The sequence below is a fragment of the Paraburkholderia diazotrophica genome, from assembly GCF_900108945.1.
Lineage (GTDB): Bacteria > Pseudomonadota > Gammaproteobacteria > Burkholderiales > Burkholderiaceae > Paraburkholderia > Paraburkholderia diazotrophica.
The window spans coordinates 16,305-32,702 of the sequence record NZ_FNYE01000038.1 but is presented as its reverse complement, the minus strand read 5'-3'; the positions used below and the strand labels follow the sequence as shown (position 1 = coordinate 32,702).

16 protein-coding genes are annotated in these 16,398 nt (G+C 59.8%); 7 read left to right on the top strand and 9 right to left on the bottom strand.

From position 1 onward, the window contains the following. Window positions 1-25 precede the first annotated feature (25 nt). From ilvC to BMW76_RS32095, 5 genes are all read left to right on the top strand, one after another. Window positions 26-1,039, top strand: coding sequence for a ketol-acid reductoisomerase (ilvC, locus tag BMW76_RS32120; RefSeq protein WP_090872582.1), 1,014 nt, complete (start codon window positions 26-28; stop codon window positions 1,037-1,039). Between the two features lie 81 nt (window positions 1,040-1,120). Further along, window positions 1,121-1,834 carry a GntR family transcriptional regulator gene (locus BMW76_RS32115; RefSeq protein WP_090872580.1) on the top strand — a complete coding sequence of 238 codons (714 nt, stop codon included), beginning with the start codon at window positions 1,121-1,123 and terminating at the stop codon, window positions 1,832-1,834. A 149-nt stretch (window positions 1,835-1,983) separates the two neighbouring features. Beyond that, window positions 1,984-2,838, top strand: coding sequence for a class II aldolase/adducin family protein (locus BMW76_RS32110; protein WP_090872578.1), 855 nt, complete (start codon window positions 1,984-1,986; stop codon window positions 2,836-2,838). A 125-nt stretch (window positions 2,839-2,963) separates the two neighbouring features. Then, a complete protein-coding gene (locus tag BMW76_RS32105; protein ID WP_090872576.1) occupies window positions 2,964-4,271 on the top strand; it encodes an MFS transporter in 1,308 nt (435 codons plus the stop codon). Window positions 4,272-4,664: 393 nt separating this feature from the next. Beyond that, window positions 4,665-5,786 carry a branched-chain amino acid ABC transporter substrate-binding protein gene (locus BMW76_RS32095; RefSeq protein ID WP_090872571.1) on the top strand — a complete coding sequence of 374 codons (1,122 nt, stop codon included), beginning with the start codon at window positions 4,665-4,667 and terminating at the stop codon, window positions 5,784-5,786. 264 nt (window positions 5,787-6,050) lie between these two features. Here the strand turns inward: BMW76_RS32095 and BMW76_RS32090 are convergent, their stop codons facing one another. The 6 genes from BMW76_RS32090 to BMW76_RS32065 form a co-directional block, all read right to left on the bottom strand. After that, window positions 6,051-6,299 (bottom strand): MerR family transcriptional regulator, encoded by a 249-nt coding sequence (locus BMW76_RS32090; protein ID WP_090872569.1) that lies wholly within the window; start codon window positions 6,297-6,299, stop codon window positions 6,051-6,053. After that, window positions 6,299-6,835, bottom strand: a complete 537-nt coding sequence (locus BMW76_RS32085; protein ID WP_245763461.1) for an HAD domain-containing protein — start codon at window positions 6,833-6,835, stop codon at window positions 6,299-6,301. The genes BMW76_RS32090 and BMW76_RS32085 overlap by 1 nt, the downstream gene beginning before the upstream one ends. A gap of 24 nt (window positions 6,836-6,859) precedes the next feature. Next, window positions 6,860-7,156: a hypothetical protein gene (locus BMW76_RS32080; protein WP_090872647.1), complete on the bottom strand. Its 297-nt coding sequence runs from the start codon at window positions 7,154-7,156 to the stop codon at window positions 6,860-6,862. A gap of 417 nt (window positions 7,157-7,573) precedes the next feature. After that, on the bottom strand, window positions 7,574-8,308 hold the full coding sequence (locus BMW76_RS32075; protein WP_245763460.1) for a hypothetical protein: 735 nt from the start codon (window positions 8,306-8,308) through the stop codon (window positions 7,574-7,576). A 62-nt stretch (window positions 8,309-8,370) separates the two neighbouring features. Continuing rightward, a complete protein-coding gene (locus BMW76_RS32070) occupies window positions 8,371-9,159 on the bottom strand; it encodes a metallophosphoesterase (protein WP_090872567.1) in 789 nt (262 codons plus the stop codon). A 33-nt stretch (window positions 9,160-9,192) separates the two neighbouring features. Beyond that, the gene (locus BMW76_RS32065; protein WP_090872565.1) at window positions 9,193-9,411 is read right to left on the bottom strand and encodes a hypothetical protein; all 219 of its coding nucleotides are present in this window, start codon (window positions 9,409-9,411) and stop codon (window positions 9,193-9,195) included. A gap of 594 nt (window positions 9,412-10,005) precedes the next feature. Here BMW76_RS32065 and BMW76_RS32060 point away from each other — a divergent pair. Next, window positions 10,006-11,343: an LLM class flavin-dependent oxidoreductase gene (locus BMW76_RS32060; RefSeq protein WP_090872563.1), complete on the top strand. Its 1,338-nt coding sequence runs from the start codon at window positions 10,006-10,008 to the stop codon at window positions 11,341-11,343. Between the two features lie 72 nt (window positions 11,344-11,415). Here BMW76_RS32060 and BMW76_RS32055 read toward each other — a convergent pair whose 3' ends face one another. Both BMW76_RS32055 and BMW76_RS32050 read right to left on the bottom strand, forming a co-directional pair. Continuing rightward, entirely contained in the window at window positions 11,416-11,691 is a 276-nt protein-coding gene (locus tag BMW76_RS32055) for a hypothetical protein (protein ID WP_090872561.1), read from the bottom strand. A 149-nt stretch (window positions 11,692-11,840) separates the two neighbouring features. Then, entirely contained in the window at window positions 11,841-13,361 is a 1,521-nt protein-coding gene (locus BMW76_RS32050; RefSeq protein ID WP_090872559.1) for an MFS transporter, read from the bottom strand. Between the two features lie 309 nt (window positions 13,362-13,670). On the opposite strand from BMW76_RS32050, the gene BMW76_RS32045 reads away from it, so the two are divergent. After that, a complete protein-coding gene (locus BMW76_RS32045) occupies window positions 13,671-14,696 on the top strand; it encodes a sulfonate ABC transporter substrate-binding protein (protein WP_090872557.1) in 1,026 nt (341 codons plus the stop codon). A 42-nt stretch (window positions 14,697-14,738) separates the two neighbouring features. On the opposite strand, the gene BMW76_RS32040 is transcribed toward BMW76_RS32045, so the two are convergent. After that, window positions 14,739-16,376: a gamma-glutamyltransferase family protein gene (locus tag BMW76_RS32040; RefSeq protein WP_090872555.1), complete on the bottom strand. Its 1,638-nt coding sequence runs from the start codon at window positions 16,374-16,376 to the stop codon at window positions 14,739-14,741. Window positions 16,377-16,398: the final 22 nt, after the last annotated feature.

Below are 16,398 nucleotides of genomic sequence, written 5' to 3'. Positions count from 1 at the left end.
ATTGGTGCATAAATCTGGAAATAGAATGAAAGTTCTCTACGATAAGGATGCCGACCTCAGTCTTCTGAAAAGCCGAAGTGTCGCAATCATCGGCTACGGTTCGCAAGGCCACGCTCACGCGCTCAACCTGAAAGATAGCGGCATCAACGTCTGCGTCGGTTTGCGCAAAGGTCCGTCCTTGGAGAAGGCAAAAACCGCTGGGATCACGGTCAAAAGCATTGCGGACGCTGTCAAAAAGGCCGACATCATCATGATGCTGTTGCCCGACGAGCAAATCGCCGAAGTCTACCGAACAGAAGTCGAGTCGAACGCTCGCGAAGGCGCGGTGCTCGGCTTCGCACATGGTTTCAACATTCATTACGGTCAGGTCAACCCGCGCGCTGACCTTGATGTAATGATGGTCGCCCCGAAAGCGCCGGGTCACACGGTTCGAAGCACCTATGTCGCGGGCGGCGGCGTTCCGCATCTCATCGCTGTTGCGCAGGACAAGTCTGGCTCTGCTCGCGACATCGCGCTCGCGTACGCGGCGGCGAATGGCGGCGGCCGTGCCGGCATCATTGAAACCAGCTTCCTCGAAGAAACCGAGACCGACCTCTTCGGTGAGCAGGCGGTTCTCTGCGGCGGCCTTGTAGAGCTCATCAAGGCCGGCTTCGAAGTCCTCGTGGAAGCTGGCTACTCCCCGGAGATGGCGTACTTCGAATGTCTCCACGAAGTGAAGCTCATCGTGGACCTCATCTACGAAGGTGGCATCGGCAACATGAACTACGGTATCTCGAACAATGCCGAGTTCGGTGAATACGTCACTGGTCCGCGAATCGTAACGTCAGAAACGAAGAATGCAATGAAAGCGGTCCTTCGCGACATCCAGACGGGTGAATACGCGAAGAGCTTCATTCTTGAAAACAGGGCTGGCGCTCCAACGCTTCAGGCCCGCAGACGCATCACGTCTTCGCACCAGATTGAAATCGTGGGTTCGAAGCTGCGCGCGATGATGCCGTGGATTACCAAGGGCGCACTTGTCGACCGCTCGAAGAACTAGGTTTTCGGGCTTTAGCAAGGGGGGACGTCCCGTAAAAGACGTCCCAGCGTGGTCGCTGACGCAAAAGCAACGAGGTATACCATGACATCGAAGTTGCTCAAGATTCAGTCACGCGCCGATTACGTCGAAGAGGTTTACAACTCTCTCGTCAACGCCATCTGCGAGGGGACGCTTCGTCCTGGAGCCCGATTGACTCAGGAAGATATTGCCGAGCAACTTGCGGTTTCGCGCTCACCCGTCCATCAAGCGCTTCGATTGCTCAAGAAAGACGGGCTGGTTCAGGATGCGCCAGGCAGAGGGGTGCTGGCCGCGCCGCTAGACGCGCAGTACCTGAGCGACATCTACGAAATCCGCGGCACGCTGGATGCACTTGCTGCAAAGCTCGCCGCCGGGAAGAGAGCGCGGTTGGACCGCAAACTCCTTGAGCGCGGATGCGCCGCATCTACCTCGTGCAATGTTCGGGCAATGATAGACGCGGATATGGACTTTCACTTTGCCGTCTATAGCGCTTCGGGTAATCGGCTCATCGGCGAAACAGCCCGAGGTCATTGGGTTCATCTCAGACGGGTCATGGGAGCAATGCTGCAGGTGTCCGCGCAGCGAGAGTCTATTTTGGAAGAGCATGCCGCCATCGCACGAGCGATTGAACAGGGCGATGCAGCTCTCGCGATGAGCTTGTCCGAACTTCACGCCAAGAGAGCTCACCAACATCTGATAGGCGAGTTCGAGGTGCTACTGCAAACCCAAACGCTAACGGCTGACGTCAAGGCATCAGTCGACGAGGTGTTGGCCTGATTTTGAAGTGGTAGTCGTATTCAACTTTACTATTGAAATCCGATTTCAATCTATATGTAGTACTAACCAGACTTGCATGCATCTCATTGATGCATTTTGAAAAACCACCGTTTGTCTATGTGTTCCCCACTCGATAAAAGGAGTATGTGATGTCTACAGTCGCCGAATCGCAATCGGAAACCAGGCACGAGTCAATTCTCAAGCCGGGCAAAATCTCGATTTACGAGCCTGACCAGGAAGGACTGATTTTCCCCACGATGCCCAAATTCAAAAGCATCCAGGAGCATCGGACCCATTTGAAGGAGCGTCTGGTCGCCTCGTGCCGCGCGTTCGCCCTCCAGGGTTATGACTATGGCTTCGCCGGTCATCTGACGGTTCGTGACCCCGAGAACCCGAGCCTGTACTGGACGAACCCGATGGCCGTTCACTTCTCGCAAGTGAAGATGTCCAACCTCATCTGTGCCGACCACCAAGGCAATGTCGTCGAAGGCGAATACGCCATTAACCGCGCAGGCTTCGTACTGCACGCGGCTGTGCATGAGCAGCATCAGGACATCGTCGCCATGTGCCACGCACACACGACGTACGGCACGGCGTTCGCCTCGCTCGGCAGGCCGCTGGCGCCGATTTCGCAAGACGCTGCTGCATTTTATGAGGACCACGTCGTCATTGGCGACGAGGCCGGCAAGGTTGCGGTCGAAGTCAAGGGCGGCAACAAGGTTGCCAACGCATTCGCAGGCGTGAAGGCTGCCATCCACCAGAATCACGGGCTCCTTACCGCCAGCCGTCACAGCATCGACTCGGCCGCCTTCTGGTTTATCGCGCTCGAGCGCTGCTGCCAGCAGCAGCTGATGATTGAAGCTACCGGCATTACGCCGAAGGAGGTCACGCCGGAACGCGCGCGGTATAGCCGTGAACACGTGGGCAGCGACTACATCGGCTGGTTGCACTTCCAGACCATCTGGAGTGAGCTGGTGAACACGCAGCTGGACATGTTCGACTAAGCATCGAGCGCAGTGCCCGGTTCGTGCGCGCCGTTCGTCTGACGCGCGCACGAATCAAACGCCGGCGGAGAAGAGTCAGAAAACAGGTCGCCCGCCGCTTACAGGAAGGCCCCTAGGAGACATATGTGAGTTCCCACAGCCCAGCCACCTACGTGGAAAGCGCGGACACGTCCGCTTTTACGAAAGCGACGTGGCGCCTGCTACCGTTCCTCTTTATCTGTTACCTGTTCGCCTATCTCGACCGCATCAACGTCGCCTTTGCCAAGCTGCAGATGCTTAGCGACCTTGGCTTCAGCGAGGCGGTCTACGGATTTGGTGCAAGCGTTTTTTTTGTTGGTTATCTCCTCTTCGAAGTTCCGAGCAATCTGCTGCTTTTGAGCGTCGGTCCGCGGCGCTGGATTGCGCGAATCATGGTCACATGGGGCCTTATCTCTGCTGCAATGATGTTCGTCAGAACGCCGACGATGTTCTACGTCATGCGGTTTCTTCTGGGCGTCGCGGAAGCGGGCTTCTTTCCGGCCATTGTGCTCTACCTGACGTACTGGTTCCCTGCATCACGGCGCTCAAAAGTTACCGCGCTTTTCCTTACGGGCATCCCGATGTCTGGCGTCATTGGCGGCCCGCTCTCTGGCTGGATTATGACGGCGTTCAACGGTGCGCACGGATTTGCCGGCTGGCAATGGCTGTTTCTGGTCGAAGGCGTGCCGACTGCACTTCTAGGTGTCGCTGCGTTTTTCTATCTCGATGACAAGGTGCGCGACGCAACGTGGCTGAACGAAGAGCAGAAGGATTTGATTGAGCAGAAGCTCAGAGAAGAGTCGGCGCCGAGCGCATTGCATTCGCTGAAGGACGGCCTGGTCAGCCCGAAAGTGCTTCTGGTCAGCGCCATCTACTTCTTCTATACGATGGGTTTGTATGGTGTCAGCTTCTGGCTTCCAACTCTGATTAAAGCGAGCGGGGTGTCGGATGCGTTCCACGTGGGGTTGCTAACTGCGGTTCCTTACGCAGCTGGCGCGCTTGCGATGGTGCTCGTGAGTCACAACTCGGACCGAACCGGCGAACGTCGCTGGCATCTGATTATCCCGGGACTCGTCGGTGCATTTGGCCTCGCGATGAGCGTATGGTTCTCGGGCTCGACCTTGGCGGCGATGATTGCGTTGACGGTGGGCACAATGGGCGTGATGACCACCATCTCGCAATTCTGGGTAATTCCTCCCGCCTTCCTCGGCGGTGCAGCTGCCGCCGCAGGGTTGGCACTCGCCAATTCAGTCGGCAGCATTTCTGGCGTTGTCAGCCCGTCCCTGATTGGTGTCATCAAGCAGGCATCCGGCTCGGCAGGTGCTGGGGTGCTGGCGCTTGCAGTAAGCCTCGTCATCGGCGGACTTCTTGTCCTCTTTGTTCCCGCCACTCTCGTGAACAATCGTTGTCGATAGCGTCATCGCTTCTCTGAGGTCAAAAGCCGGCAAGGGCAAATACCTGTACCGGCTTCTTTGTTATAAGCCCGTCGGAAGAGTTCTCGTCGGGCGCAGTCAAACAAGCTATGCGTGAGCACTACCTCGCGTGGAAGGAGCAGGATGGTGTGGCCACGCTTGGCCAATCAGGACCGCCGATTTCATCAGGAAGTCCGGGAAGGCGAAATGTCCCATGCAGACGCGACGCGTCTGCATCGCGATGACCCCGGTTGCAGACAGTCGGGCTGCCCTCGGGGCTGTTTCCGCATTCACTCCAAATCCATCAATCGACCGGGGCTTTCGTATTTTCGATAGGTTGCCCCAGAGGCAAAGCGCGGTTAGGCTGTCATGCACCGGTCCAATCCTGGAGACTACATGCGCCGCCTGAATACAACAATGGCCGTCCTTGCAGCCGTCGGCTTCATCGCAACCGCCGATGCACAAACGGTCGTCACAATCGGTCACTCCGCCCCACTCACGGGCCCGCAGGCGCCGAACGGCAAAGACAACGAAAACGGCGCTCGCCTGGCTATCGATGAACTCAACAAAAGCGGTGTCATGGTCGCTGGCCAAAAGGTGACGTTCAAACTGGACTCACAAGACGACCAGGCAGACCCCAAGGTTGGCGTCCAGGTCGCACAGAAACTCGTTGACAGCGGCGTGATTGCTGTCTTGGGCCCGTACAATTCGGGAGTGGCCATTCCGGCATCCCGCGTGTACAACACTGGCGGCGTACCGATGCTGCCGGTGGCGTCCAATCCGGCGCTGACCAAGCAAGGCTTCAAGAACATTTTCCGTATCGGCGCGAGTGACGAGCAGTTAGGCGGGACGATGGGTCAGTTTGCTGCCAAAACGTTGAAGGCCAAGACCGCCGCAGTTATCGACGACCGTACGGCATATGGGCAAGGTGTGGCCGAGCAGTTCGTGAAAGAGGCGAAGGCAAACGGAATCCAAATCGTCGACCAGCAGTTCACTAACTCATCGGCAACTGACTTCCTCGGTATTCTGACCAGTATCAAGTCCAGGAATCCAGATGTCATCTTCTTCGGCGGATACGCTGCTCAAGGTGCTCCCATGGCCAAGCAGATGCGCGCACGGGGACTGCGAGCCAAGCTACTCGGTGGTGACGGCATCTGCTCAGCCGATATGGGCAAGGTGGCAGGCGACGCAGCGTCCATCGTGTACTGCGCACAAGGCGGTATTTCGCTCGACAAGACGCCAGCCGGCCGCGAGTTCCTGAAGAAGTACAAAGCCGCGTACAACACGGACACGCAAGTGTATGGGGTCAGCTACTATGACGGCGTGAAGCTGTTGGCAGATGCAATGGTCAAAGCTGGAACCACGACCGACAAGGCAAAGCTTATCGCCCAGTTGGCCAAGACCAACTACAAGGGTGTGGCAGGCACCTACACATTCGATGAATACGGCGACCTGAAGGGCGCGCCGACTACCGTGTACGTCATCAAAAACGGCCTTCCGGTGCCGTACGGTCAGTGACGTCAAAAGGCATTGTGGAGGAGCACCACCCGCTGACTTACGGTTTCCTCGTTCGATAACCCGCTCCTTGCAGTACCTTGTCGCGCGGAACGCTGTGAACCGGCATTCCGCGCTTTTTTATTGCAAGTCGAAAACGCAGACGGGTCGGTGGTACTCTCTGACCACACCCAGTCAAATCCCCTCTAGCATGACGGCGCCTTCGCCGCTGAGCCTTCCGCATTCGGCGCACGCAGCACAGGTGATGTTTTGCGAGCATTCTGTGCGTTACGGGTACAGCCCCGCTTCCTGTGATACGCGCGCCAGCTCGCGCAGCGCCCTGCGCGCAATCCTCTTTCGCTTGCGGCTATACGCTTCAGCTTTCGGGCGCAACACGTATCTCTGACCACCAACGACGATTACTGGCCGCAGGACGTGCTTGCGCAGTAGCCGCCGCACGACATAGCCGTGGGTGACATTAAGCAGCTGTGCGAACTCGTCGATTGACATCAATTCGCGGTTGCCTTGTCGCTGCATTAGCGCTGTCCGAATTCCGCGAATAAGGCGTGCTTCAGAGCGTGCTGAGTATCCTCCCGACCGAGTCCATTACTCGTGTCGCAAAGAACTAAATGCGCTCTGGCATTCCCGAAACCATCATCTCGGTCGTCTATGGCTAGCCAACTCGCCAAATGATGCCGTCCGACATATCGCCGTATCTGCTCTCCTCGAGGAATTTGATTCCAGACATGGCGGTCGTAGAACTTCGTGTGATACGTTGCGCCTATCACTCGGCTTCGCAGTTCGGGTAGCGGCAGCGAGTCACGCGCGCGATTGAAACCAATCGCCTTTACCCATGATGTCGACAAGACAAGCTCAAGGTCTGGATATGGCGCAATTGCTTCTGCGAGAATGTGCGCATACTCAAAGAGCTGAATGCTGGGGTGGCTGCTCACGATGCCATTGGGCGTCCGGTAAGCGTCGCCCCGATGCAGGGTACCGTCGTAATCGACGAAGAGCACCTGTCGCGCGGACACCCATGTTCCCCCCGGTGACTCGAACAGTGCCTCGTTCATAGCAATTCGGCTCAATGCTCTTGGCTACTCGTTTGGCAGCCGGCTCCACGGATGCACAGGCCGTGGAGGCAGTTCTTCTTTGCCAGCAAGTGCTGTTGCAACGCCTCTTGCGACAAGGTCGAAGACTGTGGTCGCAAATCTTGGATAGTCCGCGAGTTCGCCGGTGGCAAACTCTTTTCCAGCTTCGTTGAACAGTCGAACTTCATACGACCCGTACCTTGGGTCGCTGCCGACATTGACGATTTCGACACTGCCGAGCAGCTTGCGAAGCTTAGGGTTGGGGTCGCCAAAGAGCAAGAGCTCGACTGTGACCAGCAACATGATGAGAACCTCGGGCAAGGAAGAAGGTGTCTAGCTGGATGCAACACGGTCAGTGCTTTCGAAGTAGATGAGCAATGACTTTCTTGGCAACATCAACCACGCTTCTGTGTTTGCCAGCAGCCACGGTCTGTGATTGCCGCGCCGCACCTCCTTTATGGATGATACGGACACGGAGAAGGCCACCATTTGCGCTTATTTGCACGCAAGCTTCCGCTCTGGGCTCGCTGTAACCGGCCGATTGCTGCTCAACAAACATCGTGAAGCTACGGGTTTCCGGATAGGGGCCTAAGGGCCATTCATAACCGTGCGAGTGAAGCGCCTCGGAAGCGCGCTCCCACAACGGCCTCCTCGGGTCAATTTCTGCTATCGCCGTGTAGAGTGGGTCAACTCCATCCGGCTCGACCTCATGTTCACCTTCTAAAGCTTGACGGCAGTACGCGAATATTCGGCAGCCCACGCCTCGGCGAGCTTTCGCAGTAGCAGGTAGTCCGCGTCACCGCCAAGCATATCGAGCGGGCTTTTGTTACCTAGACTGCCGTTGCGTGACCAAAGAAAATCCAAACGACTCCACGGGGGCGCGGGTGCAATGATGTAGCAAATTGCGCGCAGTCGTTTGCGGTTCAGTCGTTTGTCCGCCAGCAAAGCTGGGAAATAGTCTGTGCCGTCAACATCCAGCGCGAAGACTTCGCCGTCCTCCAGCATGCGACCAAAGCGCTTTTTTCTAATACCGAGTCGCGCACGAAATTCGTCTGCAGTTAGAAGCCGACCGTCAGCTACCATCTGACGCCGTGCCTGAAGAGCTTGCTCGCGAATATTGTCCTCGAACGATGCTGCGTCGGACCTCAACTCCGACTCCAATTGAAGCCGTGCCTCAATGTCTCCGGACTGCGGCGACAGGATGACGACGTGTTCGGTCCAGCTTTCATCAGTCTCAACGTTCCAGCCTATCGTATATCCGTGACCCGCAGGATGATGGACGTCTGTAGTGCTGCCATCGTCCTGACGATGTCGCTCGCAGGTCCACGGTTCTCCAATCAAGACTACGTCGTCGAGTTCTTCTGTCTCGGTAAGGTCGGCATAGCTCGGCAAAAGCAGCACAATTGCGTCGGGGTCTGCGTCTGCAAGACGTGACAGCAATTCAGCGACTTTCATGCGCCACCTTTGTTCACAATGAGTTCTTTCACTCGCGTCCTTCAATCTCGTGACAACGGATGCTAAACTTCAATTACCAACGAGGGGACAAACGATTCATTTTCAAAGAGAAGTTCGTTTACATTCACCGCGACGCGGACGTTTCGAGCGTAGCCCGCCGCGTTGCAAACAACACGACAACGCCCGACGTTGAAATCAACTGAAACGTGAGTATGCCCGTGCACCCACAGGTCAACGGACTTGAGCAGCGGTGACAGGTCCGTCGCAAACGCACCATTCAATATATCGTCCGCAAACCGTGAGCCCAATGACCGTGGATGCGGTGCGTGATGGGTGACGACAATTGTCTTTCCTGACCATGGACGTGCAAGCTCGGCCTCCAGCCAGCGACGAGCCTTCTGGTGCTCCGCGAGTGCGTGCGACGGCAAGAACCGCTGGCCGCCCCCAACACGGATGAACTGATGGTCAGGCATTGCTCGCGCCGCTTCGCTCATGGAAGTAGCGCGTCGCCCGCCCAGGTCGTAGTCCGCCCAGAGGCAGCAACCGAGAACGCGAACGTCGTCCATCTCGAATACCGACTGCTCCAGATATCGCACCATCCCTCCCTGTGCTTTTCGCGCAAGCTCACGAACGATGCCCCAGTAGTGCGCGGACATCGGTTCGTGGTTTCCGTGCACACACACTACCGGGACAGGCCAGCACGAGAACGCGTCCAGTGCGCGTGTGTGCGAATGAATATCGCCTGCAAGAATAAGCGCGTCGGCATCCGCCGCGGGTTCGATGATTCGATATCCGGGAAAGCGACGCGACAGCATTTCTAGGTGCAGGTCGGACGCGACTTGAAAGCGCAATCGCTTCTCCCTCTTCTCATGAACAAACCGACGTTAGGTGAAAAAGCAAATTGTGCGCACAGCGACATCCCGTGCGAGCGCACACGCGTCTTCCAGCGTTAACCGCGGCACGAAAGGCGAATTGCTGGCTGCCCACTCAGTCAGGGTTCGCAGTTTCACGTTGTCCGAGCCGGTCAACTCCAATACCGTCGCAGCAGCGTTCACAATGTCCATGCTCGGATGTTCGACCAGCTCTAACGACAGCTTCTGCATCTCGGCGAGCTCGCAAGAGGACAGGTAAATGCTTTCAAAAACGCACCGCATTCGTGTGTGTGGCGACAACGTGGTATTGAGCGCACTTCGCAGGAATTCGGCGCTGGCGGCTATCCGAGGTCGACGATGTCCAATCTCACAGAGATGCTTGCTAGTTATGCCTCGCATGAGAGTTCGGTCGACGCCGGAAGCATTCAAACTTTCAGCAAGTGACATATCAAGAATCTGTGTTTGCCTTTACCGGCATCAAACACTTTTGTGGTGACGCGTTAGCACAGAATCACACGGGCCAGGATTCGTGTACATCCGGGTCTGCCAGACCGCCCCCCGATGACGTGAGGTCCTATTTCGTACGGACATCGAGAACGTCGTCCTCCAACGCTACGGGCGTCCTTAAGTTGACAGATGCCCCCTTGGACTTGCGCGAGGGTCAACGAATCAAAGCCGATACCCTTATCTGCGTGAGTCATAAAGCGATGGACGAAACACTGGCAGAGTACGAGCCGGAATCACGCGGTTGTCGTATCGTTCGTTCGTATCGTATCCAGCAGCGTTGTTCGCACATTGATCCCCGCTTCGACGAGGCCATCGATCATGACCCCATCCCGCCAGCTTCATCTCGGTGCCTTCATGCGTCCCGTGAGCCTCCATACGGGCGCGTGGCGGTATCCCGGCGCGTTCCCCGACGCCAACTTCAACATCAACTACTTGAAGCGTTTCGCGCAAACGCTCGAACGCGCATGTTTCGACGCGTTCTTCATGGCCGATCATCTGGCCGTGCTGAACATGCCCGTGGGCGCGCTCAAGCGCAGCCACACCGTCACGTCGTTCGAGCCGTTGACACTGTTGTCCGCGCTGTCGTCGGTGACGGAGCGCATCGGCCTGATCGCCACCGCTTCGACGACATTCGAGGAGCCGTGGCACGTCGCGCGCCGGTTCGCTTCACTCGATCACCTGAGCGGCGGGCGCGCGGGCTGGAATCTCGTGACCACTTCCAACCCGGATGCGGCCCTCAACTTCGGGCTCGACGAGCACGTTGCGCATGCCGTGCGTTACGAGCGCGCGCGTGAGTTCTTCGATGTCGTCACCGGCCTGTGGGATAGCTGGGCCGACGACGCGTTCGTGCGCGACGTCGAAAGCGGAACCTTCGTCGATCCTGAACGGATGCACGTGCTCGGCTTCGAGGGCGAGCATCTGTCGGTGCGCGGCCCGTTGAATATCGCGCGGCCGATACAGGGCTGGCCCGTCGTCGTGCAAGCCGGCTCGTCTGAGCCGGGCCGCCAGATCGCCGCCGAGACCGCCGACGCCGTGTTCGCCGCGCCGCCGTCGCTCGCCGAGGGCAAGCGCTTTTACGCCGACGTCAAGGCGCGAGCCGAGCGCGCGGGACGCAACCCGGAGCATCTGAAGATTTTGCCGGGCGCGTTCGTCGTCGTTGGCGATACCGTCGACGAGGCGCGCGAAAAGCGCGCGCTGCTCGATACGTTCGTGCATTACGACAGCGGCATCGCTTCGCTTTCGATTGCGCTCGGACATGACGTGTCGACGTATGATCCCGACGGCCCGCTGCCCGACATTCCCGAGAGCAACGCGAGCAAGAGCGCGCGGCAACGCGTCGTCGACTGGGCGCGTACCGAACAGCTGACCATTCGACAACTCGCGCAGCGCATCGGCGGCTACTCGGGTCTGGAAATAATCGGCACGCCCACGACGATCGCCGATCAGATGGAGCAATGGTTGACCGAGCGCGGCTCGGACGGCTTCAACGTGATGTTCCCGTATCTGCCAGGCGGGCTCGACGATTTCGCCGACAAGGTCGTGCCCGAACTGCAACGGCGCGGGATTTTCCGACGTGCGTATGAAGGCACGACCTTGCGCGATCACCTCGGCTTGCCACGTCCGGAAAACCGGTTCTTTGCTTCTTCACGCAGCTAGCGTCACAGTCGTCCGGGACGCGGGTCGGGAACGAACCCGTCCCGATTCGGCATGCGGATCGAAGCGAGGGCGTCACTCGGGTTCTATTTCGCCGATCACGTAAAACATGTCGAGCGTGTATCCCATGTTGAAGTAGCCAGCACGTGCATAAGCGGCGATACGTTCGAGGCGCTCGGCGTCGTCGCATGGCGTGGGCCTGTCCTGCGTGTCTTTGTCGTGTGTGTCTTTGTGGTGCGTCTCTTTCTGGCGGACCGCGACGCGTCGCGGCTTCGCATGCAGCCGATGCCGCACGGCTTCGAACGGCTCGAATACGGCATGACGGTAAAACGCTGCGAGGTTCATCGACATGATGTGCCCTCCTGCTTGTGGCCTCGTCATTGAATCTAGTCAGTGGCGCGTCCATGTGCAAACAAGCATTTGTGCAATGCTTTGCAACGCGCGCAAGATGCACTACTTCGATCGCATACCGCCCGTGTCGTGATGTCGTGATGTCGCGACTAACGGCAACTGCAAGCGCCGGCACGCGCCGGAGCGGGCTCGACAGGCCGATAGTCCTCGCCGTCGATGTCATAACCCGACGGCTCCCAGCGAATCGCGAGCAGCACCAGCAGCGACGTGAGCGGCGCGATCGCGATGACCCAGAACACTTTCGTGCCGAGTGCGCCCGCCAGCACCGGGAAGAGAAACAGCGAGATCGTCGATGCCGTGCGCACGAGTGTCTGATTGAAACCGACACCGATACCGCGTAACGATGTCGGGTAGCTGAGCGACGCATAGGTCATCGAATGCGAGCCGGGGCCGAAGCCTTGCCCGAACAGATAACCACCCAGCAGCAGGATCGCCGCCGCGACCAGCGCGCCGCCGCTCGGCCGCCCGATCAGCGCGAGTCCGATCAGCGAGACGAATTGCAGCGCGTGACCGAGCACGGTCATCTTCCATGCGCCTACCGTCGGCGCGGTCCGCACGCCGATCAATCCGCCCACGAATGCGAACAGCAGATTCAGCGTGAGCGATGCGACGATCGTCGTCAGCGGTCCTTGCGCGAAAAAGCTCGTGATGATAACGGGCAAGCCGAAGATGATCGCGTTATAGCCGAACGACGACGCGCTGCCGATCACGGCCGCGAGAATCGTGCGCCTGCGATACGTGCTGTTGAAGAGCACGCCGTAGTTGCGCCATGAAGCGCGGCGCGGTTCGCTCGCGGACGTTGCGGTTACTGCGGCGCGCTCGACGATCGCATCGACGCCATACGTGCGCTTCAGAATGCGCGCCGCCCCTTCGAGATCGCCCTGATTCGCGGCCCACACGGGCGATTCGCTGATATAGCGGCTGCGCACCAGAATGATCGCGAGCGCGGGCACGGCGCCGAACGCCAGCGTCAGCCGCCACAGCCAACCCAGGTGCTGTTCGGGGAGGATCGCGTACAAGCCGAGAATCAGCAGATAGCAGGTGCTCGTTGCCGCGTACCACGCGGGGCACCATGACGCGACGCTCGCAGCCTTGTTGCCTTTGCCCGCCACGCGCGAGAACTCGGCAAGAAAGGCCATTGCGACGGGCAGGTCGAGGCCGACGCCGAACCCCATCAGAAAGCGCGCTGCGCCGAGCACCCATGCGTTGGGCGCGAGACCCGCCGCGATTGCCGCGACGACGAAGAACAGCATGTCGGCCATGAACACGCGATAGCGGCCGATCCGATCTGTCAGATAGCCGCCGAACAGCGCGCCGAGAATCGCGCCGAACGTGATCGCCGAAGAAACGAAGCCCACTTGCACGGGCGTCAGCGCGAACTGCTTCGCGATGTCCTTGATGCCGTAGGCGAGCGAGGTCAGATCATAGGCGTCGAGAAAGACGCCGCCGAGCGCAATCGCGATCACGATGCGCGCGTTGCTGCCCTTCGCGGCGCCCGCGTTGACGATGCGCGAGACGTCCTGCGCGCTGCGGATGAGGACGGGAACGGCGGCCTCGGCGTGCCCGGCCGGGGCATCGACGGAAGCGGACGGAATGGCGACGGTAGACATGGTGGCTGTCGAAGGGAGTCAAAAGTCCCTGCATGCTAGCGACGCGCTACGCGTCTTCCAAACGACGATTCGATATATGCAAATGGCGCGTCGCATGCGATGTGCACGGCCATCGTCACGCGAGCGCTATCGTCGATTCGCTGCTTTCGATATGCGCAAACATTGGTTGGATTCGCGCGTGCGTCGACTTAACGTCGTGAGTCCCGGCACGCGCGATTGTGCCGTGAACAACTCCTGCTGACCGCGCCGCGCAGTCGGGCAAGCGGCATCCCTCACAGACACAACAGACATAACAGACATCAGCGACCGATGAGCAAACACGACGACACATCCATCGATACCCATCCCGCCGATTTGCGCCGGCGGCGGCTCTTGCAGCGCGCCGCCGCGGGCCTGACAGGCGCCGCGCTCGGCGGCATGCTCGGACCCTTCGGACCGTTCGCGAGCGGCACTGCGCATGCGCAAGGCGCGAGCAACCGGCTGCGAATCGGTTATCAGAAGTACGGCAACTTCGTGGTGCTGAAGGCGCGCGGCACGCTCGAAAAGCGGCTTGCAAGCCAGGGCATGACCGTCCAATGGCTCGAATTTCCCGCTGGACCGCAATTGCTGGAAGGACTGAATGCGGGCGCCGTCGATGTCGGCACCGTCGGCGAGACGCCGCCTATTTTTGCGCAGGCGGGCGGCGTCGACTTCGTATACATCGGCAGCGAGCCGTCGGCGCCGCAAGGCGAAGCGATCGTCGTGCCGCACGATTCGCCCATCCGCTCGGTCGCTCAGCTACGCGGCAAGAAGGTCGCGCTCAACAAGGGCTCGAATGTCCACTTCCTGCTCGTAAAGGCGCTGCAAAAAGCGGGACTCGCGTACACCGACATCCAGCCCGTCTATCTGACGCCCGCCGATGCGCGCGCGGCCTTCGTGCAAGGCAGCGTGGATGCGTGGGTGATCTGGGACCCGTATCTCGCGGCGATCGAACGCCAGGGCAATGCGCGCACGCTCGCAAACGGCGATGGGCTCGTGCGCAATACGCAGTACTACGTCGCGGCCCGCACATTCGCGGCCGCGCAGCCGCAAGTGCTGCGGACGCTGCTCGAAGAAGTGAACGGCGTCGACGGCTGGGCGCACGACAATATTCCCGAAGTGGCCGCGCTGCTGTCGCCGCTCGTCGGACTCGACACGGCGACGCTCGAAGTCGCGCTCAAACGCACCGGCTATGGCGTTCAGCCGATCACGGACGCGACGCTCGCGTATCAGCAGCAGATCGCCGATACGTTCAGCGCGCTCAAGCTGATTCCCGGCAAGCTGACCGTCGCGGACGCGCGCTGGAAAACCGGCTGAACGCCGCCAGTTCCAACGCGCGGGCGCATCGATACGTTCCGCTCAGAAGCCCGCCGCGAGACCGTCGCGGCGGCTGTCGCTCGCGGCCACATAGCCGCGCTCGGGCTCGTTGCCGTCGAGCTTCCAGATGAACTGGCCCGAGCCGAAATCCATATAAGGATCGTCGATCGACTTGATCGTGTGGCCGAGCCCTTCGAGCGCGCGCGTCGTGTTGCGATTGAGCGTCGATTCGACGTCGATCGTGAAGTCGCGGTTGACCTTCCAGCGCGGCGCATCGCACGCGGCCTGCGGCTGCTGGCCGTAGTCGAGCATGCGCACGACCGTTTGCAGATGACCTTGCGGCTGCATGTCGCCGCCCATCACGCCGAAGCTCATCACGGCTTCCTGCCGGCCGTCCACCTGCTGCGTGAGGAACGCGGGAATGATCGTGTGGAAAGGCCGCTTGCCGCCTTCGACGACATTCTGCGATTTCGGGTCCATCGAGAATCCGTAGCCGCGGTTCTGCAGCGAGATGCCGCTGTCCGGCACCACGACGCCAGAGCCGAAGCCCATGTAGTTCGACTGGATGAAGCTGACCATCATGCCGCGCTCGTCGGCTGCCGACAGGTAGATCGTGCCGCCCGACTTCGGCATGCCAAAGCCGAAATGCGTCGCGCGCTTCGGGTCGATCAGCTTTGCGCGCGACTTCAGGTACGCGTCGTCGAGCATTTGCGCGGGCGTCACTTCCATCGAACGCGGATCAGCGACGTAGCGATACACATCCGCGAACGCGAGCTTCATTGCTTCGATCTGCAAGTGCTGAGATTCGATGCCGTCCACTTTCATCGAAGCCATGTCGAATTGTTCGAGAATGCCGAGCGCGATCAGCGCGGCGATACCCTGCCCGTTCGGTGGAATCTCGTGCACCGTGTAGCCGCGATACTGCTTGCCGATCGGCTCGACCCAGTCGGGCCGGTAGCTGCGCAGATCGTCGAGCGTCATCGCGCCGCCGCATTCGCGCGAGAACGCCGCAATGCGCTCGGCGATCTCGCCTTCGTAGTACGCGCGCGGCCCCTGTTCGGCGAGCACGCGCAGCGTCTTCGCGTGGCCCGGCATCTTCACCAGTTCGCTCATTTCGGGCGCGCGGCCGCGCGGCATGAACGTATCCGCGAAACCTGGCTGGTTCCTGAGCTCGGGCACGGCGGCCGCCCACTTGCGCGCGACGATGCCCGCCACCGCATGACCGCGCTCGGCGATCTCGATAGCGGGCTCCATCAGGTCTGCGAACGGCAGCGAGCCGAATTTCTTGTGCAACGCTTCCCAGCCCGCGATCACGCCCGGCACCGTCACCGAGTCCCAGCCGCGCACGGGGTGCTCGGCGAGGCCGTTGTTCTCGCCGTATTTGCGCTTGAAGTAGTCGACGTTCCATGCGGCGGGCGCGACACCCGATGCATTCAGCCCATGCAGCTTCTTGCCGTCCCATACGAGCGCGAACGCATCGCTGCCCAGGCCGTTCGACACCGGCTCGACGACCGTGATGGCCGCAGCCGCCGCGATTGCGGCATCGACGGCATTGCCGCCTTTCCACAGCATGCGCAGTCCGGCCTGCGCGGCGAGCGGCTGCGAAGTCGAGACGATGTTGCGCGCGAACACAGGCATGCGCGTCGTCGGATAAGGGTTCTGCCAGTTGAAATGTGTCATGCCTTCACTCTAGAGGTTGACC

What these genes read in the sequence shown, in the direction of transcription:
- BMW76_RS32095 (WP_090872571.1), top strand. Translation starts at nt 4,665, where the DNA reads ATGCGCCGCCTGAATACAACAATGGCCGTCCTTGCAGCCGTCGGCTTC.
- BMW76_RS32110 (WP_090872578.1), top strand. Translation starts at nt 1,984, where the DNA reads ATGTCTACAGTCGCCGAATCGCAATCGGAAACCAGGCACGAGTCAATT.
- BMW76_RS32065 (WP_090872565.1), bottom strand. Translation starts at nt 9,411, where the DNA reads ATGCAGAAGCTGTCGTTAGAGCTGGTCGAACATCCGAGCATGGACATT.
- BMW76_RS32085 (WP_245763461.1), bottom strand. Translation starts at nt 6,835, where the DNA reads ATGAACGAGGCACTGTTCGAGTCACCGGGGGGAACATGGGTGTCCGCG.
- BMW76_RS32045 (WP_090872557.1), top strand. Translation starts at nt 13,671, where the DNA reads ATGAGCAAACACGACGACACATCCATCGATACCCATCCCGCCGATTTG.
- BMW76_RS32055 (WP_090872561.1), bottom strand. Translation starts at nt 11,691, where the DNA reads ATGTCGATGAACCTCGCAGCGTTTTACCGTCATGCCGTATTCGAGCCG.
- BMW76_RS32080 (WP_090872647.1), bottom strand. Translation starts at nt 7,156, where the DNA reads ATGTTGCTGGTCACAGTCGAGCTCTTGCTCTTTGGCGACCCCAACCCT.
- BMW76_RS32075 (WP_245763460.1), bottom strand. Translation starts at nt 8,308, where the DNA reads ATGAAAGTCGCTGAATTGCTGTCACGTCTTGCAGACGCAGACCCCGAC.
- BMW76_RS32115 (WP_090872580.1), top strand. Translation starts at nt 1,121, where the DNA reads ATGACATCGAAGTTGCTCAAGATTCAGTCACGCGCCGATTACGTCGAA.
- BMW76_RS32040 (WP_090872555.1), bottom strand. Translation starts at nt 16,376, where the DNA reads ATGACACATTTCAACTGGCAGAACCCTTATCCGACGACGCGCATGCCT.
- ilvC (WP_090872582.1), top strand. Translation starts at nt 26, where the DNA reads ATGAAAGTTCTCTACGATAAGGATGCCGACCTCAGTCTTCTGAAAAGC.
- BMW76_RS32050 (WP_090872559.1), bottom strand. Translation starts at nt 13,361, where the DNA reads ATGTCTACCGTCGCCATTCCGTCCGCTTCCGTCGATGCCCCGGCCGGG.
- BMW76_RS32090 (WP_090872569.1), bottom strand. Translation starts at nt 6,299, where the DNA reads ATGCAGCGACAAGGCAACCGCGAATTGATGTCAATCGACGAGTTCGCA.
- BMW76_RS32060 (WP_090872563.1), top strand. Translation starts at nt 10,006, where the DNA reads ATGACCCCATCCCGCCAGCTTCATCTCGGTGCCTTCATGCGTCCCGTG.